Source organism: Mesorhizobium sp. M1428 (assembly GCF_040317515.1).
In the GTDB taxonomy this organism is placed as follows: domain Bacteria; phylum Pseudomonadota; class Alphaproteobacteria; order Rhizobiales; family Rhizobiaceae; genus Mesorhizobium.
Genome location: NZ_JAMYKT010000002.1, coordinates 365,899 through 390,258 on the forward strand (window position 1 = coordinate 365,899; position 24,360 = coordinate 390,258).

Here is a 24,360-nt window from a genome sequence, read left to right on the forward strand (position 1 = left end):
CAGCCCGCCGCTTCATCCCCAGAAATTGAGGATCGCCTCCGGAGTATGGTCTTCCATCGTTGTTGCCGGACTTCTTGAAGCTTCCGATGGTAGCCATGATAGTTCTCCTTGATCCTGTTTGTTTCGAGCCGCACCATTGCGGTCTCGATGGTGATCGAAAGGTCGAAGGCGATCGCCGGCGCACCCAAGGGGACGAAGCAAAGCGGAGGACGGTGCGGGAGAGACTTTGTTGTAGCGCGAGGAAGGACGGCAAAGCCGGCAGGGGAAGAAAGTCGCGACGTGCCGTTGCGTTACAGGCGATCGAGGCGAAGCCGTCCTTCGAACAAGAAACACCAATCGAAGAGACCGCTCCCGGTGTGCTCGCCACGACAGGATTGGGTCAAGGAGATATGGCTGATCTGGCGCGCCTTCAGACAGCAAGGGGCGTGACGCTCGATGTGCGTCGACCATGGAATGCTTTCACGATTTCCCGTTCGCATTTGCCTGTGACAAGCAACGGCCCAGCCTCTCCCACTGCCGCCCCGTTCGTCGGTGCTGATCGAGGCAGTGGCCGTGGGGCAGGCGGATGTAGGAGATGGCTGCGGACCGCCGCTTGAACGCGGCAGTTAATGAACGTCACCCGGTTAAGCTGGCGCAGACGCAACCGGCCGAAACGGTGGGACTTGCCTGCCGGATATTGCAATTCTCACGCTGCCGGTTGCAGGGCCGCTCGCAGCAACATGCCCGAACAGATCGCGTGGCCCGTCTGGATCGGCGAGCAGGTCGAGTTTCACCCTAGCCGCAGTGAACAAAATGGGAACAAAAATGTCAGGCAGCCATCGACCGGCTAGGAATATGTTCTCTATTCAGGTGTGATTGACGAGGAGAGGATTGCGGCGAAGCGCTATGCGCTGACCGGCGAAGCTATGGCAAAAACCAAAGAGGATCACTTTCGAATTGAGGTGTGGGACCGGCAAGAAGCGGCTCTCATCGAAACAATCTGTCGCTCCCCGGATTCTTTCGTGAGCCAAGCTGCGTGGCAGTCGGCCATCCGCCGCAGGCCTGGGATGCTGCTCATTCATCTCAACGGCCGCCATGTGATGGAAAAGATGGTCGCGCCTGGCGAACCTGCTCTTGCGCCGCAAGCCATGGTGGATGGCAGCGTGCACGCTGGTCTTGACGTGTCGCTTGGCGATCTGCGCGAATGGCACAAACTGCGTGCATGGTGCAAAAACTGCTCACATCACGCAGAGATAAAGCCGGCCGCCCTCGTTCAACGTTACGGCAAGGGCGCGCTTTTCAGTTCCGTTGAAAGAGCACTATTCTGCACAAGTTGCGATAGGGGCGGACCGGTCAGGCTGGAAATTCATAGACTGCCACGCGGTTGACGTCTTCGCCTCACCTATTGGTCAGTGTCTGGCGGGGCTGCCATAATTTGGCCGGCACATCTGGCAATCATCAGGCGCGTCGAAGTTCGACGCCACCTCGCCGGTCTCGGGCAATCCTAAGCCGGTTATTCGGCGTAGGGGTCGATTTCGCCGACGATCTCCGAGAGGTCTCCGTCATACTCGTCTGCCGGCGTGACGACGAGCGTACCGTCACCGGCGCGAAAGATAACAATGCTGACCATCAGGCTGATGGCGAGGCTGAAGGCGAAGGCGTTTGCTTCTACGAGGGACATCTTTCCGGCTCCTGTTTGGAAGCGGGGATCGATCCCCGCGTGACAGGCACCCGATGTGTTCGGCCGAGGGCCGCAATCACCGTGCAGGCGAAGCCGAAGCGGCGGCACGCTTTGCGTAGTCCGACCCTTCATCGGTTGATGGCATCAGACCTCGGACCGGACCAAGGAATTGCGCTGATAAACGCGGGGATCGGTTCGCGCTTTCAATTTCAGGAGCCGGGGAGACCTGAAGCTAGAGGTGTGCTGGCCCGAATCCGTCGCCATCGTGCCGGCAAGCGCCATCACCTGACCGCCGTCCGGGACGAACGCACCAGTAGACGAGCATCGCGCCGTATGGCGTTGGCCTCGTCCGGCCCTCATGCGGCGCCGAACTTCATGACCGGGATGCCAAGTCTGCGGGCCTTATCGGCGAGATTGTCCTGGATGCCCGTGCCGGGGAAATGAATGACGCCGATCGGCAGTGTGTCCAGCATTGCATCGTTGCGCTTGAACGGAGCGGCCTTGGCGTGCCTGGTCCAGTCAGGCTTGAAGGCAATCTGCGGCACCTTGCGATGGTGAGCCCATTTGGCGGCGATTAACTCGGCCCCCCTTGGTGATCCGCCGTGGAGCAGAACCATATCCGGATGCTTGGTATGGACCTGATCGAGCTTGGCCCAGATCAGGCGATGATCATTGAAGTCGATCCCGCCGGTGAACGCGACCTTTGGCCCGGCAGGCACAAGTGCGTGGCTATCGGCGTGCTTCTTGGCGGCGAGGAAATCGCGGCTATCGATCATTGCCGCTGTGAGATTGCGATGGTTGACGACGGAGCCCGAACGCGGTCGCCAGATGGAATGCGTCTGACGCTCGTAGTGCTCGGCGGCCTGGTCGCGCATCAGCTCGAAGGCGCTGCGGCGTTCGAGAAGCGTCTGACCTTGAGCGGTGAGCCGTTCGAGCTCAACGGACTTGACCTCGGATCCGTCCTGTTCGCGCTGCAGGCGCTGCTGGGAGAGTTCGTTTTCGTCGAGTTCACGTTCGATCCGATTGGTTGCCCGATGGAACAAGTTGACCGTGCCCCAGAGAATTTCCTCGAGATCGGCTTCGAGGCGTGTGTCGGCCATCGCCACAATGAGGGCGTCGAAGATGTCGCCGACGCTGGCTGCGATGACATCACCCTCGGGAAGCGGGCGCGGATCGGGTTCGTCTTCGAAGGGACGATAGCCGTAGAGCTGGAGTTCCTGGAGGACATGATCGGTCGGGGATGATGCGGGTTGCGCTTCGAAGTGGGTATCGTCCCAGTTGCTCATGATTGTTCCTTCGCCAGATCGGCCGCGCCAATCGCGGCCTTCATGGCGACGAAGGCGGCGGGCGGCCCGGACTTGCACCCGCAGCGTCAGCGCAGGGCCGAAACGCGAGTGGAGGATGGCGAGCCCGGCTATTTTGTTTCGCGATGGAAAGGCCCGAAGCCGGGGACCCCGCGCGGCCCGCCGCGTGGGGTGGATAGGGCCGCCGGAAAATAGCCGGGCGCAGCCATTGCCGGTCCGGGCCGTCTGCTGCCCGATCGCCCTCTGGAAGGCCGAGGGCCGGTCCCCTCCCAGCGACGGAACGCCATGCGCACCGCGATAGACCGAAATCGGAAAGTGGCCCACGAAAAGGAGATCGCGCTCGATCCCCAGGCCGAACGCCAAGCTGACAGATTTCAACTCCAGGAGGCTGAAGCTGCCGAGTTCGGGACAGCCGAAACCGAGATCGGCCAACCCGAACAGCGTATCGCCATCCTTGTCGAGTTCGGTCGCGAGCCAAGTGCCAGCGCCGACAGGATTGAAGAAGCGGACAACCGGGACATGGTCAGCATCGCGGTCGCGGCCATTGGCAAGAAGACGTTCGCGCAGCTCTGGCGTGAGGAGGATCATGCCGCCCTCCTCTCGTTGCCCGCATTGGCATCAATCGGGACTGTCACGTCCTCGGGTAAGTGACCGAGGAGCCAATCGGCGGCTTTGCTGGCCTGACTGGCGGCGCGTACGATGGCGCGATTGTCTTCCCGCAGCACGTCGAGCCAGGAGCCGACATAGTCGGCATGCCGTACCGTAGGCACGATGCCGAGCGCTGCGCAGCAGAAGGCCGCGCTGATTTCGGCAACTTATCTGAACAGTCAACCTGTCTCAGTGGGCCTTCTTGGCGCTGGACCGGAGAATTCCCCGGATTTTCGATCAGCGGATCGGCATGAGACAGATTCCATGATGAAATCGATGCTCACGAAAAAAACGTCCAGAGCGCCTGGAAGACGTAGCCGATCACCAATGATCCCGAAACTGCGAGCGCCACGAAAAGGGCGATGGTTGACGGCCTAAGGACCAAAGCCACAGCCAAGACGCCCCAAATACTGACGGCGCCGCCTGAAACGAGGAGTGCCATTGCCGCACCGGGTGACATGCCGAGATCAAGTAATCCTCGAACCAAGGGCAGTGCCGCAAGACCATCGAGATACATCGGTGCACCGACCAGCACCGCGAGTGGGATAGCGTATGGAGAATCCTTACCGACATAGGTGGTGAGGAGATGAGACGGTAGAAGGTCACGCAGCAGAAACTCAGCCGAAAAAGCAAATATCAAACAGATCACGACGATCCTTGTTGTGGAAATAAGGTTCGCCCCAAATGCACGCATGCGAGCTGGCTCTCGCCAGATTCGGAAAGAGAAATCCGTTGGCGTGCACGTGCCGCACTGGCCATTACCTATAATTCGCTGTGGCCGTAACGGGTTTTGAACCATCTGCGTGCGCGCGAGGAGAGCCGTTCCCGCGCCGGAAAAGATTCCAAGCGCAAAAGCCGCAAGCATCTTTCCGATGGCGAATCCAGGGCCGAGCAGCGCCCACGTCGCAGCGAACATGGTGGGCCCGGTAACAGGCGAGGAAAGCCAAAATGCCATGATGGGCGCAAGCGGAACGCCGGAGGCAAGGAACCCGGTCGTAAGCGGCAGCACCGTTACGCCGCACACAGGTGTCACAGTGCCGATTGCCGACGCGATGACGACAGTTGAGATAGGGCGGCCCTTAAACCACCGCGCCGTAATGGTCGCCGCTCCGCTGGCTGCGACCCATGCGGAGATGACTAGCCCAATTGCAATCATCAGCGCGACATCCAGGAAGCTCTGCACGACGAAACGAAGCGTCTCCTGCGCCCTTTGCGGCCACGTAAGGGCGACAACGACTGTCAGAACAGCAGCCGTCGCCCAGATGACCTGCATTCTTTGGGGCCTCGGGAGCGTGACAATCATGGCGACATCCTCTTTGCTGACATCATACATTGCCGACTTCCATACGGAAAACGAATAGCGTAGATATCAGCTATGAGCTTGAACGATGGGAAATCGACACAACTGGACAGCGATTTGCTGCGAACGTTTCTCGCGGTGGCTAAAGCAGGGAGTGTCAGCGGCGGCGCTGCGCACCTGCTCCGCACACAGTCGGCCGTTAGCCTGCAAGTGCAGAAACTTGAGGGTACTGTCGGACAACGCATGTTCGAAAGGCATGGCCGTGGGGTTACCATGACTGCTGCCGGCGAGCAGTTGCTGCCCGTCGCTCGCCGTGTTGTCGAAATGCTGGATCAGACAGTCGCCGATCTGCGCGGAACGCAAGCGGAGGAAGAAATCCGCCTCGGGATCCCCGAGGAATATGGTGATACGATCCTGCCGTCTATCCTGGCAGCCTTCACCGAAGAGGAGCCCACAAGCCGTATTTTTGTGCGCTGCAGTTCGAGCATGGAGTTTCCACATGCGTTGGCCGCCGGCGAGTTGGACATCGCTCTCCACTCACCTGAGCGTGTCTCAAAGGACGACGTTGTTGTTCATAGTGAACGCGCCGTGTGGGCCGGCTCGGTATTCCACAATATCGAAACACGACGGCCCCTGCCGGTGGCTCTATTCGACAAAACCTGCTGGTGGAGGGAACGCTGCCTCGATCTTCTTCGAAAATCCGGATTGGAGCATCAGATCGTTTGTACCAGTGAGAGCGTTTCAGGGATTCGAGCTGCGATCGCAGCTGGCATCGCGATTGGCGTCTTGCCGCAAAGCGCATTGACGGACCAAATGCGAACGCTTGCCGATGAGAAACTGCCGCAGCTAGGAGAAACACATCTGATGCTCACCAGCTCCTCGAACGCACCTAAACGGCTAGCTGGCAAATTGACAATGATCATCTCAAGGACATTCGAGGGGAAGTGACGCCGTTTTGCGGCAATACGTCCGGCGATCGACCAAGCTGTCAGGATGTTCGTCGCCGCCGCCGTCGCGGAGATCGCCGGCTGCTTCAGCTTCTGGCTGTGGCTTAGTGAGGCCAAGCCGAGCTGGTGGCTGGCGCATGGGCTGGTCTCGCTCGTCGCGTCGCCTGGCTGCGCGCGCTGGTGGACAGCAGCGCGTCCGGGCGGGCCTACGCGGCTTATGGCAGCGTCTGTATCGCCGCCTCGCTGGCAAGTCTGCGGGACGATCGAGGGGGTGAGGCCGGACCGTTGGGACACTTTGGGCGCCGCGATCAGCCTCGTCGGCGCCGCCATCATCATCTTCGGCCCGCGTTCCGCCTAATGTGACGGCTGCTGGGCGTGCATCCAGTCGGCGATCTCTTGCGCCTTGGCGGCGGCGGTGAAGATGGCGCGCTTGTCGGACCGGAGCACCTCAAGCCACGAGGCGACGTAGCTGGCGTGGTCGGGACGCGGCTCGACGCTGAGGTTCAAGTCGGCGCAGATCATGGCGCTGAGCAACTCGACCGTGCACTCCTCCATGGCGTAGGCGGCCGAGCCGAAGCGTCCGGAGAGATCGCGATCGAGGCGATGGCTGGCGCCCGAAGCGTGCCCGCATTCATGGAGGAGCACTGCGTAGTATGCGAGTGCGTCGCGGAAGCAGGCGAACTCCGGCATCTGCACGTGATCCGTGACAGGGCTGTAACAGGCCTGCGAGCCGCCGTGCCGGATGTCGATGCCGAGCGCCGCGCAGAACCGTTCGGCGTGCCCGATGCGCTCGATCTCGGGCAGTACCGGCATCTCGGGCGGCGTGTAGCCGTCGACCTGCGCGCAATTGAAGACCGTATAGCCGCGTGCGAACATGCGTCGGGCCGGCCCGTCGCGATCCTCGCCGCCGTCCTGACGCTCCGTGTCGCTGTCGCGGTCGGCGATCTTCCAGAATACGACGAGGTGGCCGCGTTCGCCCTTGCGGACCTGGGCGCCGAGCGCCTGCCATTGGCGGTAGGTGCCCCAGATGCCGGCGGGATAGCCCGTCGCATGCGCCGCGGCCCAGAGTGCGATGACGTTGACGCCGCGATAGGTCTTGCGCGAGCTGACGTTGACGGGCGTGGAGATGGCCGAGCCATTGTGATGCCAGGGCATCCGGTAGTCGGCGGCGCCGGCTTCGATGGCGGCGATGATCTGGCTGGTGACGCGCTCGTAGATATCGTTCCGTGTCTCGGTCTGGACGTTGCGATCCGTGGTCATGGGTGCCTCCTGTGCTCGCCCTCTCCGTCGAGGGCGCGGCGGCAGGGGCAGACGCGGATAGCCGGCCCGTCACACCCTGTTCTCGGTGCTGGTGCGGAACAGGGTTGACGGGCCGGCAGCGTCTGCCACAACCCGAGCCCCTGCCTCGACGGGCGAGCGCAGGAGGCACCCATGATCGGCGGGCCCGGCCGGACCGGATCGGTTACGAAGCTGCGCGGCTCTCAGCCAACGCCGTCGTGAGACGGGCGCCGTAGCGGCACGACCCTGGTCGCAGGCGATCGAGCCAGTTCCTCCCGCAGGCCGTCGATCACCGCATCGCGCTCGGCGACCTGCAGCGTCAGCACCTGGATGTGCTGTGCAAGCGTGCGGGCGAACGCCCGCAACTCGGCCATCTCGGCGCCGCGCACGGCGCGGAGCTCGGCTTCGAGGGCGCGGATGCGCTCCTTGAGGACTCTGGGGGAGGATCCCCGGCGGCGCTCTTCGGCGGCACGGAACTCGGCGAGAAGAGCGCCGGCCCGGTTCGCCGTCGCCCGGCTGACGCCGGCCTCGCGCGCCAGGTTGGCGACGGTCAGCGCCCCGTCGGTGCGCTCGGCGCGACCGTCGAGCAGCCGCTGCATGGCCGACCTCAGCGCGGCTTCGCTCTTCGGCCCAAGCGCGGTCATGCATCACCGTCCACGAGAGGAGCGATCAGACGGCGCTTGCGCTCATTGTCCTTCAGGATCGCCGTGCGCTGCAGCGGCGACAGGCGCCGGTCGGCCAGCAGCGCTTCGCCCTCGGCGATCGAAGCCTGCCATGGTTCGCGGTGCCGGGCGGTCAGGCAGGCATTGGGACAACGGTCGGGGCTGCAGCGCGACAGGGCCGGCGCCGTCCGCTCGTCATCCGGCGCATCTTTAAGGCAGAGCGCGGTCGCCGCGTCGAAGAGGCAATCATTGAGGAAGCCGACGTGCAAAGTCCGCCCGAGATGGGCAAGCATGGTGCGCAGCCGCTTGCGGTCCACGATCCGGCCAGGAAAATCGCCGAGTTCGTCCTGCACGCGGGCGAACTCGCGGCGCAGTCGCGTCGCACCCGGTCCCGCCGGCCCGTCATTGCGAAGAAACGCCTCGTAATGGGCGACGATATCGTCGAGCTGGCCGAGCGCACGCTCGCGCTCGACCACGCTTCGGAAGTCGGCCCGGGCCGATCCAGCGTAGCCCTCGAACATGGCTATGGACGCATGCTTGTACTGGATTTTGCCGGCGACGGTGCCGAACGGCCGGTTGGCGATGTACCAGGCGATCGTGCGGCGCAGCTGTCGCGTCGTGAACTTCCAGGGTTCGTCGTCGATGCGTGGGATGACCGGTCCGTCGCTGGCGCGCGCATCGAGCCCGTCGCGGAACAGGTTGAGCGTTGGCGTCGCGCCCATGCCGAGGTGATCGTTGCTCCAGGGCCAGTCCTTCAGCGCCACCCACAAGGATGACAATCCCTTGTCGCGGCGATTGCGCGCCGAGAGAGCTTCCATCACCGCAACGGCGCGGGCGACCGGCTCGATCGTGATCCAGTCGGCCGCCGCGCCGCGCGCCCCATGGCGTTTGTAGACGGTGCTGCGCAGCCGGTAGCGCTCGACCAGGCCGTCGGCGCTGCGCACCGGCGACACGCAGCCCGGCTGCATCGCCTGCACCTCGCTGTCGCGCATGCCGGTCAGATAGGCGCAGACGATATAGCAGGCGCCCTGCAGCATCCGCTCCTCGCGGGCCAGGCTGAGGCCGTCGAAGCGATCGCGCCAGGGCAAGCCGGTGTCCGGATCGGTCGAGATCGGTGTGTCGAGCCCGCCGATCTCGGTGCCAAGTTCTGTCGCTGCCTCGTCGATCAGCCGCGCGGTCGGCTCGGACTGGCTGACGCGGCCGCTCTCGCGCGCGCCGACGTGAAGGCGCATCAGATGAAGATTGTAGGGCGGCGTCTCGTCGCCGGTGAGCGGATCGATGCGGCGGGCGACGTTAGGCGCGCGCTCCCAGATCGGCACGCCTCGGCCCGTGGCCCGGCGCACGTCGAGCCACTTCGCCACACGGGCGCGATAGGTGCTGGCGACGGCCCGGCCGGTCCGCGCGTCCCGCGTCATCAATCGGGCGCAGCGGGCTTCGAGAGAGTCAAGCTCTGCACGGGCGGCAAGGATATCTGGCGCGTAGACCTCGACATACCTGAGTGCCCAGCGCAGCATGGCGCCGATGACCGGCTCGGGAATGCGCGGCGTGGCGTTCTCGGCGGGTGCCGGCGGCCGTCCGGCGACGCGGTGGGCGGCTCGCCCACGCCAGGGGAGCACGCCGATGCCACCACCGGTCAGCCACGGCGCCAGGTGATGCAGATCGATCGGCACCTCGACATACTTCACCGTCTCGTGCGGCGTTCGCTGTCCGCCGTCACGGGCATGCACCAGGTAGGCGTCGAGCAGCGCCTGATCGACGCGGCCGAGATCGACGGCGCCAGTCTGCGCGCGGAGGAACGCAGCGAAATGCTGGACGTAGCGCAGCAGGCGGATCGCCGAGGTCGCGCCGCAGGGCGCTCGATATCCCGGCACATGGATGCGCAGCCGGGCGACCACATATTCCTTTGCCAGCCGTCGCGTGGCGAGATCGGCGATGCGGGCGAAATCGAGCCGGTAATTGCTGTGGCGGGCGTTGACCCGGAAGATGGCGGCGCCCAAATCCCAGAGATCGTCGCCGAAGCGGGGAAGCTCAGCGCGGTCGACATCGTCCCTGACCGCGACACCGGCAAGCACGGGCTCGCCGTCGCGGTAGATGGCCGACGGCAATGACGGCCGCGGCGAGAGCTTGATGGAACCGGGCATTATGGCGCTGCCGCTTCGGGCGGCAGGTAGATGAGCGCCGGGTCCGACGCCGCAATCCGGCGAGCCTCCTCAATCTCCGCGTCGGCAAACCGGGACAGAATCTGATCGGCAATGCGTCCGTGAACGCGGCCGAACTTGGCGATCCAGTCGCCTTCGCTGAGCGCCTGCCGTTGCGCGCGAATGAAGTCGAGGAAGGCCAGAAGCGCAGGCAAATTGCGGGCGGTGATCACCGCATTGCTGCATTCGAGACAGCCCCAGAAGGGCGACGGACAGGCTTCCCCTTCCAGCCCGAACGGGCTCTTGTAGAAGCCGGCGCAACTGGCGAGCCAGACATCCTGCTCGCCGCCGAGCAGCGCGTCGATGGCGGCGGTACCGGCGACGGGAAGACTGGTTGCCTGCTCGGGATCGGCCAGAACGGCCTCCTCCTGCTCCGACGACAGGATGCACGGCCGCAGGGCGGCGTCGAGCGCATCGCTCATGGCGTCGGCAACGGTCGCCTCGTGCAGATGGCGAAGCGCGGGGACATCGGCGTAGTGGTTGGCCGCCACCGCGACGCTGTGGCCGACGGCGAAGCGGTCGAGCTGGCCGCCCGTACGCCGATACCACGCCGCCTTGTGGGTCTTGCGCAGGCGCGTCAGGTTGAGGCGGAGCGGCTGATCCTGTTCGTCGAGGATGCCATGTCGAGCAATCCATGAAGCGACGGGTTCCTTCAGGCTGAGCACCCTCGGGGTCAGACGACCCCAGGCGCGGTGGACCCAGAGCGTGTCGGCGCCAAGCCAGCCTCTCGCCGGACCGGTCCACTGCAGAACCTTGCGGATCAGGCCACCCGGTGTCGAGGAGGCGCCGTCGCGCACGCGCAGCCGCTTCCACTCGGCGCCGCGTGCCCGCCGCTTGCAGTACTCGATCTCGACATAGCCGCCGGACGGGTTCTTCAGGCAGTCCGCCCGCAAGCTCTTGATCGCTTCGATCTCGAGACCCGTGTCGAGCGAAATGAGGACTATGAGCGGCACGAGGTCGGCGGCGATCAGATGCTGGCGGCCATGCAGATCGTGGATCAGGCTATCGTTCGGCAGGTCGCTCTCACGGCGCAGCGTGTAGAGGCGCTTGAAGAGCGGGTGCCGGTGCCCGATGACGCCTTCCCCGTCGATCACCGCCATCACCTGTTCATGCGCCCCCGCCAGAACGCGGCTCCGATCGGCATCCTCGACGGTCGGGATGCGATCTGCCACGGCAAAGCGGCGGATGATGGCGGCGAGATCGGCGCGAGCGGCGATCCGCAATGCCGTGGCGACATCGTCGCCATAGGCATCGCGCGGCCGGGCGCGCACACCCGGCCGGTCGCTCGTATGCATCAGCCGCCGCGAGGCATCGGGTGGCAGAAGGTCGGGCTCCGCCGCCTCGGCGAGGCGGAGCAGGTTGAGCACCTTGCTCATCCGATGCAGCCGGTGATTGGGATGCAGGCCGCTCTCCTCCATCCAGGCGTCGAAGCCGTCGATCAAGGCAGCGCTCATGTCGGAAAGGCACACGATGCGCACTCTGGCGGAATCGAGATAGCGCCAGAATGTCTTGAGCGCGCTGGCATAGGCATAGGCTGTCGAGATTGAGCCGGCCGGACCGCCGACCTGGCAGGCGCGCCAAAGCGCGCCGGCAAACGTCCGGGCCAGTGGCTTGCGGCCAGCGAGCATCGTCAGATCGATCCTCCTGCTGCGGTCCGCCAGCGTGACTGTGAAGCGGAGCGACGCGATCGCGGCGGCTGCCTCGCCCTCGGGATCGGGCAACGCCTCGGGAAAGAGGGCGCGACGACCCGGTCGCCGTACCGAGGCAGTCGTCACGGCGGTCATGCTGCATCACCGGCCGTATCGTCGGCCCAGCGATCCGCGGCCGCTTCGACCAACTCCTGCGCCTCGGCGAGGCAGTCGAGATAGATATAGGTGCTGGTAATGCTCGCGTGCCCCAGGAGCTGCTGGAGCTTCTGCAACGGGTCGCCGAGCATCCGGCGATAGACCGCGCCGTGCCGGTCGTGCGGATCGAACACGGTTCCGATCTGCTCGCGGATCAGCATGGAGAGCATGTTGACGGCGAAGGTGTGCCGCAGAGTGTGCGGCGTCACCTCGATCTCGATGCCGAAGCGGCGACAGCGGACGCAGGCGCGCCGGAAGACCGCTTCCCAGGTCGCCGAGGGCACGGGCCGGCCGCCTTCGGTGAGCCAGAGCAAGCCCTGCTGCGCTCGGCCGGGCGCCCCGATCAGCACGCGGCGTCGTTCGCCCGGCGTCAGGCGGTCAAGCCGGACCCGCTTACCCGACGCATCAGCGACCTTCCCGCTCTCCGGCATCAGCCAGAGCGGATTGGGCACTGAAGGCTTTGAGCGGGCGGCGGAGATGGTGCGCTCGAGATCGACATAGTCGGAGATCAGCGCCAGCACCCGGCGCGGAATGCGGATGCGACGTGGCCGTCCGCCCTTGGCGATCGGACCGGGAAGATCGAATGGAACTGAGCGCGATCCCGGCTCGGTCAGGCGCGGAAGCTCGGCCAGAAGCAGGCTGCCAGCCTCTGTCAGCCGCAAACCGGTCGTGACCAGCAGTTCGGCAAAGAGCGCATTGCGCTCGCCGTTCCGCCCGCGCCACGCCGGATCTTCAGAGCCGTCGGGAAGCCGGCCGCGCAGCCCGACGTCGCGGAACAGGAGATAACGGCCGAGATCGACATAGCGGGTGTCGTGCCGGCGCGCTGCGCGCTCGCGGGCGCGGTTCGCCGTCACGGCGAGTACGGCCCGGCTGCCGGCGGCCCTACGAAGGGTGACGCCGTAGCTGAAGGGCGAAACGGTGATTATCCCTTCCTCTATGGCCCAGCGATAGAGCTTGTCGAGCGCGGCGATGCTTCGGTTCCAGCTTGCCGCCGAGATGCGGTAGGGAGCCGCCGCCAGGCGTCGTGCCCGATGAAAGGCCAGAACATCGTGGCGGTCGGCCTGCCAGACCGTCTTGCCGTCGCGCCGCTCGGCAAGAAAGCGCGCCCAGACCAGGATGTCGCGGGCGTAGGAGCGCCAGGTGTTCGGCGAGCGCGCACCCATGCCAGGACAGGCCCGGAAGAACCGGTTGAGATTGAGATCGTAGCTGCCGTCATCCGTCAGGATGAACGGCATGCCGTCGATCAGCCCGGCGCGCTCGGCCACGTCGAGCGCGCCGGGCGCGGGGTTTGTTGCGGAATCATCGAGAGGAAGCGGGCGCGACAGGGCGCCAAGATCGGTAAAGTACAGCTGCACGCACGTGACCTAAGCGGAGCGCCTGCGGCGCAAGTTATTGTCTTTATGTGCGAGGGGTTCCCCTCGCGCTCTCCCGCTCGCCGCGTGGCAGGGGTGCAGGACTAAGCCTGCACCCCATGAACAAGCTTGTGGTGCCGCCGCCGCGTAAAGCGTTGTCCTCGCTTCGCTGCGGGAACGCTTGACCCGGACGTCTGACGAGCTTCACCGGAACCGTCGGCAAGGTGCTTCCATTGCCTGATTCTGAGACAGGATTACAGAGTCAGGATAAGGCCACAAGTTCCTCGAACGCATACTTCCTGGTGCCGAAAGACCCGGAGAAATCGCGGGCGAGACGTGATCGATGACCAGTCGCATGTCCAAGCTCATGCAAGGCCGTGCGATGCCAGTTGATTGGTTCGAAAAAGGCCTGTGGCGGCGGCACCTGCACGTGGTCGGAGGCTGGCATGTAGTACGCTCTGTTCCCACCGATACGGAATTCGACGCCGGTGGCCTTGATCAATGCTTCGACACGTGGCTCGATCAGGCCCGCGTCCGGCAGCGGAGGCGAAATTGCGATTCCGTCGGGCAAACCTTCACATTGCTCGATGTTGAAGACCGTGAAACGCTTGAGGAATCGAACCGCCCGGGCATCCTCGCCAATCTCGCTGGCGCGCTTTTTCTCCTCGTCCGGAATGAAGCGATCCGCAAACACAACAGTGGTGCCACGCTCGCCTTTCCGAACATTTCCGCCCAGCGCATGCGCCTGTCGAAAGGTCAGCCAGCTCTGCGTTTGAAAACCATGCTCGACGACGGCACCCCAGAGGATAAGTACATTAATCCCGCTATAGGCCCTGCTGGTGCTGGCATTCCTTGGCAGACACAGCGATGCCTTCGCGGCGGCGGTTCCCCATGGCTGGACCCAAGGGAAACGACCGGCTTCCAATTCGGCGATAATCTTCCTGGTTATGTCGTCATAGAGGTTGGTCCGGTCGGCAATGGCGCGGCCTGGATTTTCGTGATTGGACATCGCGGTTCTCCGCGACAGGCGTCGGAGGCCTCTCCTCCGGCTTTCAACCCGTCGCGGAAACCCGCTCCACACTCTCACTCTCTCGCGGGCACTGACCTTCAAGTCACCGCCAGCAAGCAAATTCCGGTCGGGCATTCATCCGATTTGCGCGCCACAGCTTCCTATTGCCGACCGAACCGTTGACAGGACTTCCGCCCCAAGGCCGTGTTCCCTGAATGTGGCAGCACACGCTCGCGCTATAGGCGCAGCTGCGTGAAGTTCGTTGTCGGCAGCAACGCCATTTCGAAGAACTTCCACCTACGGCAGCCGTCGCGCATGCGCCATGCAGTCTCAAGGAGACGCCTATGAGGAGTGACACGATCTCGTACCCGCCGCGAGGCCTCTCTCGTATTGAAGCGACACGCTATGTTGGTGTCGGATCTACGCTGTTCGACGAGATGGTTGCTGACGGACGCATGCCGAGACCTAAACACATCAACAGTCGCGCCGTCTGGGACCGCGTGGCCCTGGATATGGCGTTCACCTCTTTGCCTGACAAAAACCATGGACTGCAGGAACTTCTGGAGCGAAGCAAAAGGGAGCCAAGGAGTTCATAGCGAATTTTCTTGAATATACGCTGATGGCGTAGTAGGATTGATCGCCTGTGCAGATGGTGTGACGTGAACGATAATGAGAAGCTTGCGCAAGAAGTGAAGAAATGGCGGGCCAAGGGAGGATTCACCGCCGAAGCCGCGGCCAAGGTGCTGGGAATTCCGAAGCGCACGTTTGAAGGCATCGAGCAAGCCAGAGGCTTTCCGTACCCAGTGCTTCTGCGCGTCGCCATGGAAAGTATCGCCGCTTCGCATGACCTGGTTCATGAGAAGGTGCTGGGTGGGGAGCAACTCCGGCAGAAGCCTCGAAAGAGAGTTTGATGGCTAAACATCCTGACTACCCTGGGGCTTCGTCCCGCGTCGTCAACGGCAAGGAATACTGGCGCTTTCGTGCCAATCGCCATGCTCGGCAGATAGCCTTGCCTGGACAACCTGGCGACGAAGCGTTTGAGGCCGCTTACCTGCGTGCCATAGAAGGTTGCACAAGCAAGGCGGAAATCATCGACATGCCTGGACGTGTCCTGCCGCGCACATTCGGGCACGCAGCACGGCGTCTTGAAACCACAATGGAGTGGGCTGACTTCGACCCGGCGACCCGAGCCAAGAACAGCAATTTGATTGAGCGCTTCCTCAATATGCCGGTCGAGCCCCAGCATGTGCTGGCATGGCGCGATGTGCCGGTCGAATTCATGGATGCCGACAGGCTTCGCACAATCATAGAAGGCATCTTCAAGACAAACCGGACGGTCGCCAAACACATGCTGGTAGCCGTCAAGAAGCTTCTGTGGGTGGCGATCGAAGTCGAGAAATGGATGAAGCCGCAGGATGATCCGTCGCTGTCAATCCGCGTACGCGTGCCCAAATCGACCAAGAACCCGGCTTGGCCAATTGTGATCCGAGAAAAGTACGAAGAGCGGCATCCGATCGGTACGCCCGCTCGGACGTGCTATGCGCTTGGTTTCTGGCTCGGCAACCGACGAGGCGACATCGCTGACCTTGAATGGGATGATCTCGTGACCGAGGAGATCGAACTGTTCGACGGTTCCTTGGTATTGATCGAGGCGTTCGCCTTCCGGCAAAAGAAGAACCGTAATCGTCATGGCGGACGGGAGATGTTTATCCCTGTGGTGGACAAGCTGGCGGCAGCGCTAGACCCGCTAGACCGCTCGAAGGGGGGAACCGTCTTGAAGAACGGCTATGGCAACCCGTTTTCAGAAAAGAGCCTGACAGGCATGATGCAGCACTGGACGCGGCAAGCAGGTATCGCCGACGGCTATACGCTTCATGGACTACGCCGCACCTTCGGAACCTATTTGGCAGAATGCAATATCCAAGCGCGCGCCATCATGGAGGCTATGGGCCATTCCTCGATGACGGTGACTGATGACTATGTGCGCGATGCTAACAAGAAACGGATAGCCGTCGACATAGCGAGAGCCATCAACCAGCGTGAGGAAAAGCGCGATCAGATGAAGCGGCGGGCGAATTTGCGGATCGTGCGGTGAGATGGAATCTCCAAGCGATTAGTGAAAGCGCCTTTGGTCGCCTTCTTCTTGGCTGAGCGCGCCGTGGGCAAAGCGTGGGCAAGCCGTGGGCAAACGCCAATTTTTATAAATGGAATCAATGGTCATGGTGGGCCCGGAGGATGTTTGGAAAAGAAGCTAAATCAAGCAGTTAGAATCCGGTGGGACCACGCTGCATTCAAATCCGTTCCAATATTTTTCAATGTTTTTGTCCCACCAAACGCGCCTCGCTCAAAGGCGTCTAGGATGGCGGAACGAGAAGCGCCTGCAGTGTGCTACGTGACGCTATTGATAGCGCTAGAAACGGACATTTTACGTCGAGCGTGCAGAGGTCCTGAGTGGGGCCGGAGAACGAAGTCGCCTAACGGTGGATGAGCTGACGTCACGTCGCTGCCTTCAAACGCAGTTCCGGTCTAGTTTGGTGATGTTCGCAATGCCGCCTCGATGGCATCGCCGAGCCGTTCCACGATCGCGTCGATGGCCGGTACGTCGCAAATGAACGGCGGAGCCAGAAGCACGTGGTCGCCATTGATCCCATCGATCGTGCCGCCCATTGGATAGACTAGGAGGCCGCGCGCCATAGCTTCCTTCTTGATCCCCGCGTGCAGCTTCCGTTTGGGGTCGAAGGGCACCTTGGTCGAGCGATCCTCCACCAGTTCCACGCCCATGAACAGGCCGCGCCCGCGAATGTCACCGACATTGGGATGGTTGTCGAAACGCTCGCCAAGCCGACGCGACAGATGCACGCCCATGGCTCTGACATTGTCGAGAAGCTTGTCGCGGGTGATGACGTCCTGAACGGCAAGTGCTGCCGCGCAGGCCATCGGGTGACAGACATAGGTGTGACCGTGCTGGAAGAGACCCGAGCCGCTTGAAAACGCGTCGAATATTTTCTGGCTGAGCAGAACCGCGCCGATTGGCTGGTAGCCGCCGCCCAGCCCTTTGGCGATCGTCATCAGATCGGGGGCAATGCCTTCCTGCTCGCAGGCATGAAGCGTTCCGGTGCGGCCCATGCCGCACATCACCTCATCGAGGATCAGAAGAACACCGTGGCGGTCGCAGATGTCGCGGACCCGACGGAAGTAGTCGGCCACCGGCGGCACCGCGCCCGCCGTCGCGCCGACCACAGTCTCGGCAACGAAGGCCATCACCGTTTCGGGGCCGAGCTCGAGGATCTTGTCCTCCAGCGCCTGCGCGGCGCGGCTGGCATAGTCTTCGTCCGTCTCGCCGGCTTCCTGGAAGCGATAGGCGAAGCATGGATCGATGTGGTGTGTGTCGATGAGCAGTGGCCGGAACTGCGCGCGCCGCCATTCGTTGCCGCCAGTCGCCAGGGCGCCGAGCGTGTTGCCGTGATAGCTTTGCCTGCGCGCGATGATATTGCGTCGCTGCGGCGCACCGGTCTCGACGAAATATTGTCGCGCCATCTTGAGCGCTGCCTCGACCGCTTCCGAGCCGCCGGAGACGAAATAGGCGCGGCTGATGCCGGCCGGAGCGTTGGTGACAAGCCGGTCAGCCAGGGCCTCCGCCGCCTCGCTGGTGAAGAAGCTGGTATGCGCATATGCCAGCGTGTCGGCTTGCCGGTGCATGGCGGCGAGGATGTCAGGATGGCCGTGACCGAGGCACGAAACGGCGGCTCCGCCAGAGGCGTCGATATAGGCGCGGCCATCGGTATCGAACAGTTCAATGCCCTTGCCGCCGCTGGCGACGGGGAGCGTGGCGTGTATCTGGCGGTGCAGAATATGAGTCATGCTTTTCTCCAGCCACGCGGTGGCAATAGGTGGATGTCGAGCTGCGACAGCTGGTCTTCGGTGCGGCGAATGGCGGCGAGCGATTTTTCCCCACCCTTGCCGGCGATCAGTGCGGCGAGAATCTCGCCGATGATGAAGGCTGGCGACATGGTGTGGAAGAAGGACGGGCTGTCTGTCGAAACCAGAACCGACAGCCCGGCCAGAGTTGCAAGCGGTGACACGACGCTGTCGGTGACTGCGATCAGCGGAACGCCGTTGGCCGCGGCACGGCGGGCAAGATCGACCGTGAGCCTGGTGTAGGGGGCGACGCCGACGACGAACAGAACATCCTTGGCGGTGGCCAGGCGGATGGCGTCGGTGCCGGCTCCTGCTGCGGCGTCCAGCATCACTGCCTTTTCACCGAGGAAGGACATGACATAGGCGAAGTGGGCGGCAACCGGGTGGCTCGACCGCAGTCCAAGGCAGAATATCCGGCGCGCCGCGTGAAGCTGTCCAGCCGCGGCAGCCAGCGAATCGAGCACGTCTGGGTCGCCGAGACCAGCAACCTGCGCTGACAGCGACGCGATCATCTCGGCGGCCAATGCCCGGTCGCCGACTTGTTTTTGTCGGGAAAGCTGCGTGCCGGCCTTGCCGGCAAAGCCGAGTTCCCCCTGCCGCATGGCGTTGGCATAGAGCGAGCGCAGCGGCTCGTAGCCGTCAAAGCCCAGCCGTTTTGCCAGACGTGTCATCGTCCAGGGTTGCAGACCGGCGCGGCGCGCCTGTTCGCGCATCGACAGCAGCGCGATGTCTTCGGGATTGTCGAGAAGATAGCGGGCCGCGCCCTGAAGCTGCGTAGGCAACGTGTCGAAGACCTCGACAATGGCATCGGTGAGCGGCGCACGGATCATGGCGCAAGCATAGACGCGATCGCAAGACTATGCAACATACGTAGCATCAATTTTGCATATGCAACAAACGGAGCAGGCGGTGAGCGATACGTCAAATCAACCGGGGGCGCCCGTGCAGGCAGACCCCGTCACCATCGCCGTCGCCCCGAATGGCGGCAGACGCACCAAGGCGGATCATCCCGCCCTGCCGATCACCTCCGACGAGTTGGCGAGGGTTGCCGCGGCCTCGCTCGATGCCGGGGCGGCCATGATCCATGTCCATGTCCGCGACCGCGACGGACGCCACCTCTTGGACGCGGAGGCCTATCGGGCCTCGATCGCGGCGATCAGGGCTCGCATTGGCGAAAGGCTCGTCATCCAGATCACCAGCGAGGCCGTGGGCGTCTACGCGCCCGAGCAGCAGATGCGGGTGGTGCGCGAGGTGCGTCCCGAAGCCGTCTCGCTGGCATTGCGCGAATTCGTGCCTGACGAAACGCATGAGGCGGGTTTCTCATCGTTCCTCGAATGGCTGCGCGCAGAGAGGATCGTGCCGCAGATCATCCTCTATTCTGCCGGCGAGGCGTCATATCTGCAGGCGCTCGCGAGGCGAGGCATGATTCCTTTCCAGAACCTGCCGGTGCTCTATGTGCTCGGTCGCTACACGGTCGGGCAAACGTCCCGGCCCGCCGATCTGCTGCCGTTCCTCGCGGCCGACATTGCGGCATTCAGGCATTGGATGGTCTGTGCCTTCGGCCGGCAGGAGACAGCGTGCGTGACGTCAGGCGCGCTGCTTGGCGGGCATGCGCGTGTTGGATTCGAGAACAATCTGTTCCTGCCGGATGGAGCGCTGGCCTCAGGCAATCACGATCTGGTAGCGGCCACGAAACAGGCAATCGAGGCCTGCGGGCTGGCGATCGCCGACGCAGACACATTGCGTGTCCATTGGGCGGGCATCTAGACCATCGGATTCCCTAGACGGTTTTTCACCCGGGTCCGATGCAAATATTTGATGCATACGGTTTGACAATGCATTTTGCATTTGCGAGACGATTGTGACGGTGTTACGGTTCTCAACGCAAATTCCAACAAAAAGGGGAACCCGGACATGAAGTTCGCATTTGCAAGTCTCACCGCCGCCGCCGTTGCGGCAACGCTTATCCTTGGCCAGCCAGCCCGTGCCGACGACCTGATCGTTGCGACAGACACCGCCTTCGTCCCGTTCGAATTCAAGGAGGGCGACAAATATGTCGGCTTCGACATCGATCTGTGGGACGCCGTCGCCAAGGATATCGGCGTCACCTACACGCTCCAGCCGATGGACTTCAACGGCATCATCCCTGCGCTCCAGACCAAGCAGGTCGACGTCGGACTTGCCGGCATCACCATCAAGGACGAGCGCAAGAAGGTCATCGACTTTTCGGATGGCTACTACGACAGCGGCTTCCTGCTGATGGTGCCGATCGATAGCCAGATCAAAGGTCCGGAGGATCTCGTCGGCAAGACGCTGGCCGTCAAGACCGGCACGTCGGCGACCGACTACGCCAAGGAGAATTTCAAGGGAACGGAACTCCGCTTGTTCCCGAACAGCGACAACGCCTATCTCGAAGTCGCGACCGGCCGCGCCGACGCCGCCATGCATGACACCCCAAACGTCCTTTACTACATCAAGACCAACGGTCAGGGAAAAGTGAAAACCGTCGGTCCGCAGATGATGGCCCAGCAATACGGCATTGCCTTTCCGAAGGGCAGTGAACTTGTCGCCAAGGTCAACGCTTCGCTGGTCAAGCTGAAGGGCGACGGCACCTATACCAGCATCTACAAGAAGTGGTTCGGCGCCGAGCCGCCGAAGAGCTGATCCCCAGGGTTTCCCAGCGCGCCGGCATTCCGGCGCGCCTTCCTCGAAGGAAAAGCTTCTCATGGATTTTGATTGGTCCGTCATCTGGCAAGCCCTGCCGGAACTTTTGAAAGGGGCTCGCCTCACCGTGCTGATCGCGCTGGCCGGGCTCGCCGGTGGGCTGGTGATCGGCTTCGCCGCCGGCCTGGCGCGCGCCTACGGCAATGTCGTCTTCAACGCCATGGCCTTCGTCTATGTCGAGATCATACGAGGCACCCCCATCATTGTGCAGGTGATGTTCATCTATTTCGCCTTGCCGATGCTCGCCGATATCCGGATCAATCCTCTGGCAGCCGCCATCATCGCGATCATCGTCAATGCCGGCGCTTACATCGCTGAAATCGTGCGCGGCACATTTCTGTCCATTCACCGGGGATTGCGGGAAGCCGGTCTGGCGCTTGGACTGCCGTTCTGGAAGGTGCTTGTCTACATCATCGGCCCGCTCGCCTTCCGTCGCATGATCCCGGCGCTCGGCAACCAGTTCATCGTCAGCCTGAAGGATACGTCGCTCTTCATCGTCATCGGCGTCGGCGAACTCACGCGGCAAGGCCAGGAAATCATGGCAGCCAACTTCCGCGCCGTCGAAATCTGGTCCGCCGTGGCGTTGCTCTATCTGATCATGACCGGCGCGCTGACGCTGATCCTGAGAGTGACCGAAAAGAGGATGCGCATCCTGTGAGCATCGTGGAGTTCAGGAAAGTCACAAAGCGCTTCGGTCAGGTAACGATCCTTGACGAAGTCGACCTGTCGATAGAGCCCGGCGAGAAGGTCGTTCTTATCGGCCCTTCCGGATCCGGCAAGTCGACGCTGCTTCGCTGCATCAATGCGCTGGAGGAGATCAATGGCGGCGATCTCATCGTCGACGGCATCAGCGTCAAGGGCAGCGGCCGCTTGGTCCGGCTGATCCGCCAGGAAGCCGGCATGGTCTTCCAGCAGTTCAACCTCTTTCCGCAGATGACGGCGCTTCAGAACGTTGCCTTTGGCCCGCACCGCGTGCGCGGCGAGTCGCGCCACGAGGCGCGCAAGCAGGCCATGGCGATGCTGGCCAAGGTCGGGCTCTCCGACCGCGCCCACCACTATCCGAGCGAGCTTTCCGGTGGCCAGCAACAACGCGTCGCCATCGCTCGCGCGCTGGCCGTCAAGCCGAAGCTGATGCTGTTCGACGAGCCGACGTCGGCGCTTGACCCCGAACTCAGGCATGAAGTACTGCGTGTCATGCAGGCGCTGGCCGAGGAAGGCATGACCATGATCGTGGTCACCCACGAGATGGCCTTCGCCCGCAAGGTCGGAACCAGGCTGATTTTCATGGAAGGCGGCAAGATCGCCGTCGACGGCGAGCCGCAGCAGTTGCTCGAAAACCCGCAAAACCCGCGCTTGAAAGAGTTTCTGCAGCATGTCGCCTGACGCCGGCCGCCGGCTTTCCTTTATCGCTGTCGCAGGTTCGCCCTATGATGTCGGAGCGGCTCTCGGTCGCTTCGGTCGCGCCGCCCTGCATGGCCATTTGCGCCATTCTGCTGCATGGCGCGAACTGACCGTACGCCGCGCCGATCCGCGCATCGGCCTGATGGCAACGATCGTTCGCGAGCGGTTTCCACGCTGCTGGGCCGAGTTGGAAGGTCTTGCCGTCGGCCTGGAACTGCCTTTCGACGATGTCTTCCTGTGGAACTGTCGCGGCGACATCTGGGCGATGGCGCCGGATGGCTGCACGACCGTGCAATTGCCCGGCTCCCCGCATGTTGTCGGGCACAATGAGGATGGCGACCCGGACTTTGCCGGCCACTGTGCCCTGGCCCATGTGGCTTGCGAAGGCGGCAGCACGTTCACGGCTTTCGTTTATCCCGGCTCGCTGCCTGGGCACACATTTGCCGCGACGTCGGCCGGACTGGTTCAGACCGTCAACAACCTCAGGCCGCTGGCTGGCGGCTCCGGCACGCCGCGCATGGTCCTGACCCGGGCGATACTCGACGCGCCAAGCCTGGACGCGGCGGCGGCGCTGCTCAAATCGGCGCCGCGCGCCGGCGCATTTCACCTGACCTTGGCCCAGGCCGGGGACGAGCGGCTTCTCAGCGTTGAATTCACCGCTCAGGCGCTTTCCGTCGACCGGGTCGAAGCGGCGCGCGTCCATTCCAACCATCTCATCCATGCCGACACCGGACGCATATCGCAGGTCGTCACCGGATCATCCGGCGCGCGCCAGCGGCGAGGCGAGATGCTGCTTGGTCAAGCGTCGGAGCCGGATCCGCAAAGGCGCGCCGTTGGCATATTGTGGGACGCGGTCGACCCGGAATTGCCGATCTACCGCACTGACCCGGACGACGGCGACATCGAGAACACGCTGGCCAGCGCGGTGTTCCGCATCGGGGCTGACAAGGTCGAGTGGTCTGTCTACGATAGACCGCATGAAGCAGCTCGCTTCGAAATGCGGGATGGGCTGGTACCTGTCGCGACGTGAACAGGAGCGGTGCGATGCCAGAGGAACCCGTTGCCGAGCCGCCGCGCACCATCGAGGATCTGAGGGCGCTCGCGCTCTCGGTCGGCCGTGACCAGGCGGGCTTTTCACTCGGCTCGAAGGCGCACGACGTCTTCGCCAAGCTGGTGGAAGCACCGGAGCAGTCGGCGGTCCGTTCGATTTCGGAACTTGCAAATCAGTTCGGCATCAATCCGTCGACCCTGACCAGGCTGGCGAAGCGTCTCGGCTTCGAAGGCTTCAGCGATTTCCAGGCCGTCTTCCGCAAGGCCATCGCCAATGACCAGCAGTATTTCTACAGTCGCCAGGCCGGACGACTTCTAGCGACGCGGTCCGTCGGTAATGCGGAGATCGAGGTCTTCGAGCGGCTGGCGCGGGAAACGGCGGCAAATGTCGACGGCTTCCTCGGCCAGTTGGATGGCGTTTCGCTGCAGGGGGCGACCAGGCTGCTGGCCAGCGCTCGCCGCGTGCGCGTTCACGGCGTGCGTCAATTCCATTCCCTGGCCAGTTTTCTCACCTATTGCCTCGGCATGGTGCGCTCCGACGTGGCACTGCTGGACGCGCCACGGCTCGGCGTCGCCGAAGCACTGTCGCAGCTTGATCGGGGCGACATTGTCATCGTCGCAAGTTGTGCGCCCTATACGCGCAGCGTTGCAGAGGTTGCTCGAATCGCGGCGGCGAATGGCCAGGCCGTGATCGCGATCACGGATTCCCGATCCTCGCCGCTCGTTCCTCCTGCCGAGCATGCCTTTTTCATCCCTCACGCCAGCAGCTTCTATTCGAACAGCATGGGCGCTTATGTCGTTTTTTGCGAAGCGCTGCTCAACCTTGTCGCCCGGGAACTCGGCGACAAGGCGCTGAACTCGCTAGCCGGGCGTGAACGTCTGATCGCCGAGATGAACATCGAGGTCGGCTGATCCACGGCTTGCGACGGTCCGTTCTTGGCGCGAGCGCGACCTTCAAAGGCTGGTCAGCCGCGATGTCTTCTGTGGATGGCTCCCGCGATGCAAGAGGTAATTCGACATTATGGCGCGTTGGTCGGGTGCAGTCTTCTGTCCGGCCTGTTGATG

At 63.1% G+C, this 24,360-nt stretch carries 22 protein-coding genes and 3 pseudogenes; 12 read left to right on the forward strand and 13 right to left on the reverse strand.

Annotation, left to right across the window (positions count from 1 at the left end; translation table 11 throughout):
- Nucleotides 1-905: 905 nt before the first annotated feature.
- The gene (locus NKG60_RS05025) at nt 906-1,367 is read left to right on the forward strand and encodes a hypothetical protein (RefSeq protein WP_352974246.1); all 462 of its coding nucleotides are present in this window, start codon (nt 906-908) and stop codon (nt 1,365-1,367) included.
- Nucleotides 1,368-1,492: 125 nt separating this feature from the next.
- Here NKG60_RS05025 and NKG60_RS05030 read toward each other — a convergent pair whose 3' ends face one another.
- The 5 genes and pseudogenes from NKG60_RS05030 to NKG60_RS05050 all read right to left on the reverse strand — a co-directional run bounded on the left by NKG60_RS05030 (nt 1,493) and on the right by NKG60_RS05050 (nt 4,945).
- Complete coding sequence (locus NKG60_RS05030; RefSeq protein WP_352974248.1) at nt 1,493-1,660, reverse strand: hypothetical protein; 168 nt, start codon at nt 1,658-1,660, stop codon at nt 1,493-1,495.
- A 356-nt stretch (nt 1,661-2,016) separates the two neighbouring features.
- Complete coding sequence (locus NKG60_RS05035; RefSeq protein ID WP_352974290.1) at nt 2,017-2,946, reverse strand: DUF2493 domain-containing protein; 930 nt, start codon at nt 2,944-2,946, stop codon at nt 2,017-2,019.
- Nucleotides 2,947-3,318: 372 nt separating this feature from the next.
- Nucleotides 3,319-3,552, reverse strand: a pseudogene (locus NKG60_RS05040) (DUF2958 domain-containing protein); the annotation flags it as partial.
- Nucleotides 3,549-3,779, reverse strand: a pseudogene (locus NKG60_RS05045) (zincin-like metallopeptidase domain-containing protein); the annotation flags it as partial. The pseudogenes NKG60_RS05045 and NKG60_RS05040, both read right to left, overlap by 4 nt.
- A gap of 113 nt (nt 3,780-3,892) precedes the next feature.
- Nucleotides 3,893-4,945 (reverse strand): permease, encoded by a 1,053-nt coding sequence (locus tag NKG60_RS05050; RefSeq protein WP_352493611.1) that lies wholly within the window; start codon nt 4,943-4,945, stop codon nt 3,893-3,895.
- Between the two features lie 42 nt (nt 4,946-4,987).
- On the opposite strand from NKG60_RS05050, the gene NKG60_RS05055 reads away from it, so the two are divergent.
- Nucleotides 4,988-5,860, forward strand: a complete 873-nt coding sequence (locus NKG60_RS05055) for a LysR family transcriptional regulator (protein ID WP_352493612.1) — start codon at nt 4,988-4,990, stop codon at nt 5,858-5,860.
- Nucleotides 5,861-5,905: 45 nt separating this feature from the next.
- The gene (locus NKG60_RS05060; RefSeq protein ID WP_352493613.1) at nt 5,906-6,217 is read left to right on the forward strand and encodes a YnfA family protein; all 312 of its coding nucleotides are present in this window, start codon (nt 5,906-5,908) and stop codon (nt 6,215-6,217) included.
- Here the strand turns inward: NKG60_RS05060 and NKG60_RS05065 are convergent.
- The 6 genes and pseudogenes from NKG60_RS05065 to NKG60_RS05090 form a co-directional block, all read right to left on the reverse strand.
- Nucleotides 6,214-7,119 (reverse strand): ArdC family protein, encoded by a 906-nt coding sequence (locus NKG60_RS05065; protein ID WP_352493614.1) that lies wholly within the window; start codon nt 7,117-7,119, stop codon nt 6,214-6,216. The genes NKG60_RS05060 and NKG60_RS05065 overlap by 4 nt on opposite strands.
- A 221-nt stretch (nt 7,120-7,340) precedes the next feature.
- Nucleotides 7,341-7,781 carry a hypothetical protein gene (locus NKG60_RS05070; protein ID WP_352493616.1) on the reverse strand — a complete coding sequence of 147 codons (441 nt, stop codon included), beginning with the start codon at nt 7,779-7,781 and terminating at the stop codon, nt 7,341-7,343.
- On the reverse strand, nt 7,778-9,940 hold the full coding sequence (locus NKG60_RS05075) for a hypothetical protein (RefSeq protein ID WP_352974251.1): 2,163 nt from the start codon (nt 9,938-9,940) through the stop codon (nt 7,778-7,780). The genes NKG60_RS05070 and NKG60_RS05075 overlap by 4 nt, the downstream gene beginning before the upstream one ends.
- Nucleotides 9,940-11,781, reverse strand: coding sequence for a site-specific integrase (locus tag NKG60_RS05080; protein WP_352974253.1), 1,842 nt, complete (start codon nt 11,779-11,781; stop codon nt 9,940-9,942). The genes NKG60_RS05075 and NKG60_RS05080 overlap by 1 nt, the downstream gene beginning before the upstream one ends.
- Nucleotides 11,778-13,196: a tyrosine-type recombinase/integrase gene (locus tag NKG60_RS05085; RefSeq protein ID WP_352493619.1), complete on the reverse strand. Its 1,419-nt coding sequence runs from the start codon at nt 13,194-13,196 to the stop codon at nt 11,778-11,780. Before NKG60_RS05085 ends, NKG60_RS05080 begins: the two co-directional genes overlap by 4 nt.
- A 268-nt stretch (nt 13,197-13,464) precedes the next feature.
- Nucleotides 13,465-14,202, reverse strand: a pseudogene (locus NKG60_RS05090) (ArdC family protein); the annotation flags it as partial.
- A gap of 344 nt (nt 14,203-14,546) precedes the next feature.
- Between NKG60_RS05090 and NKG60_RS05095 the strand changes: the two are divergent.
- The 3 genes from NKG60_RS05095 (at nt 14,547) to NKG60_RS05105 (ending at nt 16,297) form a co-directional block, all read left to right on the forward strand.
- A complete protein-coding gene (locus tag NKG60_RS05095; RefSeq protein ID WP_352974255.1) occupies nt 14,547-14,798 on the forward strand; it encodes a hypothetical protein in 252 nt (83 codons plus the stop codon).
- A gap of 63 nt (nt 14,799-14,861) precedes the next feature.
- Entirely contained in the window at nt 14,862-15,113 is a 252-nt protein-coding gene (locus tag NKG60_RS05100; RefSeq protein WP_352974257.1) for a helix-turn-helix domain-containing protein, read from the forward strand.
- Nucleotides 15,113-16,297, forward strand: coding sequence for a tyrosine-type recombinase/integrase (locus tag NKG60_RS05105; protein ID WP_352974259.1), 1,185 nt, complete (start codon nt 15,113-15,115; stop codon nt 16,295-16,297). Before NKG60_RS05100 ends, NKG60_RS05105 begins: the two co-directional genes overlap by 1 nt.
- Before the next feature lie 431 nt (nt 16,298-16,728).
- Here NKG60_RS05105 and NKG60_RS05110 read toward each other — a convergent pair whose 3' ends face one another.
- Nucleotides 16,729-18,063: an aspartate aminotransferase family protein gene (locus NKG60_RS05110; RefSeq protein WP_352974261.1), complete on the reverse strand. Its 1,335-nt coding sequence runs from the start codon at nt 18,061-18,063 to the stop codon at nt 16,729-16,731.
- The gene (locus NKG60_RS05115) at nt 18,060-18,950 is read right to left on the reverse strand and encodes a MurR/RpiR family transcriptional regulator (RefSeq protein WP_352974263.1); all 891 of its coding nucleotides are present in this window, start codon (nt 18,948-18,950) and stop codon (nt 18,060-18,062) included. The genes NKG60_RS05110 and NKG60_RS05115 overlap by 4 nt, the downstream gene beginning before the upstream one ends.
- Nucleotides 18,951-19,029: 79 nt before the next feature.
- Between NKG60_RS05115 and NKG60_RS05120 the strand changes: the two genes are divergently transcribed.
- From NKG60_RS05120 to NKG60_RS05145, 6 genes are all read left to right on the forward strand, one after another.
- On the forward strand, nt 19,030-19,887 hold the full coding sequence (locus NKG60_RS05120) for a beta-keto acid cleavage family enzyme (protein WP_352974266.1): 858 nt from the start codon (nt 19,030-19,032) through the stop codon (nt 19,885-19,887).
- Nucleotides 19,888-20,034: 147 nt separating this feature from the next.
- Nucleotides 20,035-20,784, forward strand: coding sequence for a glutamine ABC transporter substrate-binding protein GlnH (gene glnH, locus NKG60_RS05125; RefSeq protein WP_352974268.1), 750 nt, complete (start codon nt 20,035-20,037; stop codon nt 20,782-20,784).
- Nucleotides 20,785-20,845: 61 nt separating this feature from the next.
- The gene (gene glnP, locus NKG60_RS05130) at nt 20,846-21,502 is read left to right on the forward strand and encodes a glutamine ABC transporter permease GlnP (RefSeq protein WP_352974270.1); all 657 of its coding nucleotides are present in this window, start codon (nt 20,846-20,848) and stop codon (nt 21,500-21,502) included.
- Entirely contained in the window at nt 21,499-22,227 is a 729-nt protein-coding gene (gene glnQ / locus NKG60_RS05135; protein WP_352974272.1) for a glutamine ABC transporter ATP-binding protein GlnQ, read from the forward strand. Before glnP ends, glnQ begins: the two co-directional genes overlap by 4 nt.
- Nucleotides 22,217-23,275 (forward strand): C45 family autoproteolytic acyltransferase/hydrolase, encoded by a 1,059-nt coding sequence (locus tag NKG60_RS05140; protein ID WP_352974275.1) that lies wholly within the window; start codon nt 22,217-22,219, stop codon nt 23,273-23,275. Before glnQ ends, NKG60_RS05140 begins: the two co-directional genes overlap by 11 nt.
- 14 nt (nt 23,276-23,289) lie before the next feature.
- Nucleotides 23,290-24,207 (forward strand): MurR/RpiR family transcriptional regulator, encoded by a 918-nt coding sequence (locus NKG60_RS05145; protein ID WP_352974277.1) that lies wholly within the window; start codon nt 23,290-23,292, stop codon nt 24,205-24,207.
- The last annotated feature ends 153 nt before the right edge of the window (nt 24,208-24,360 follow it).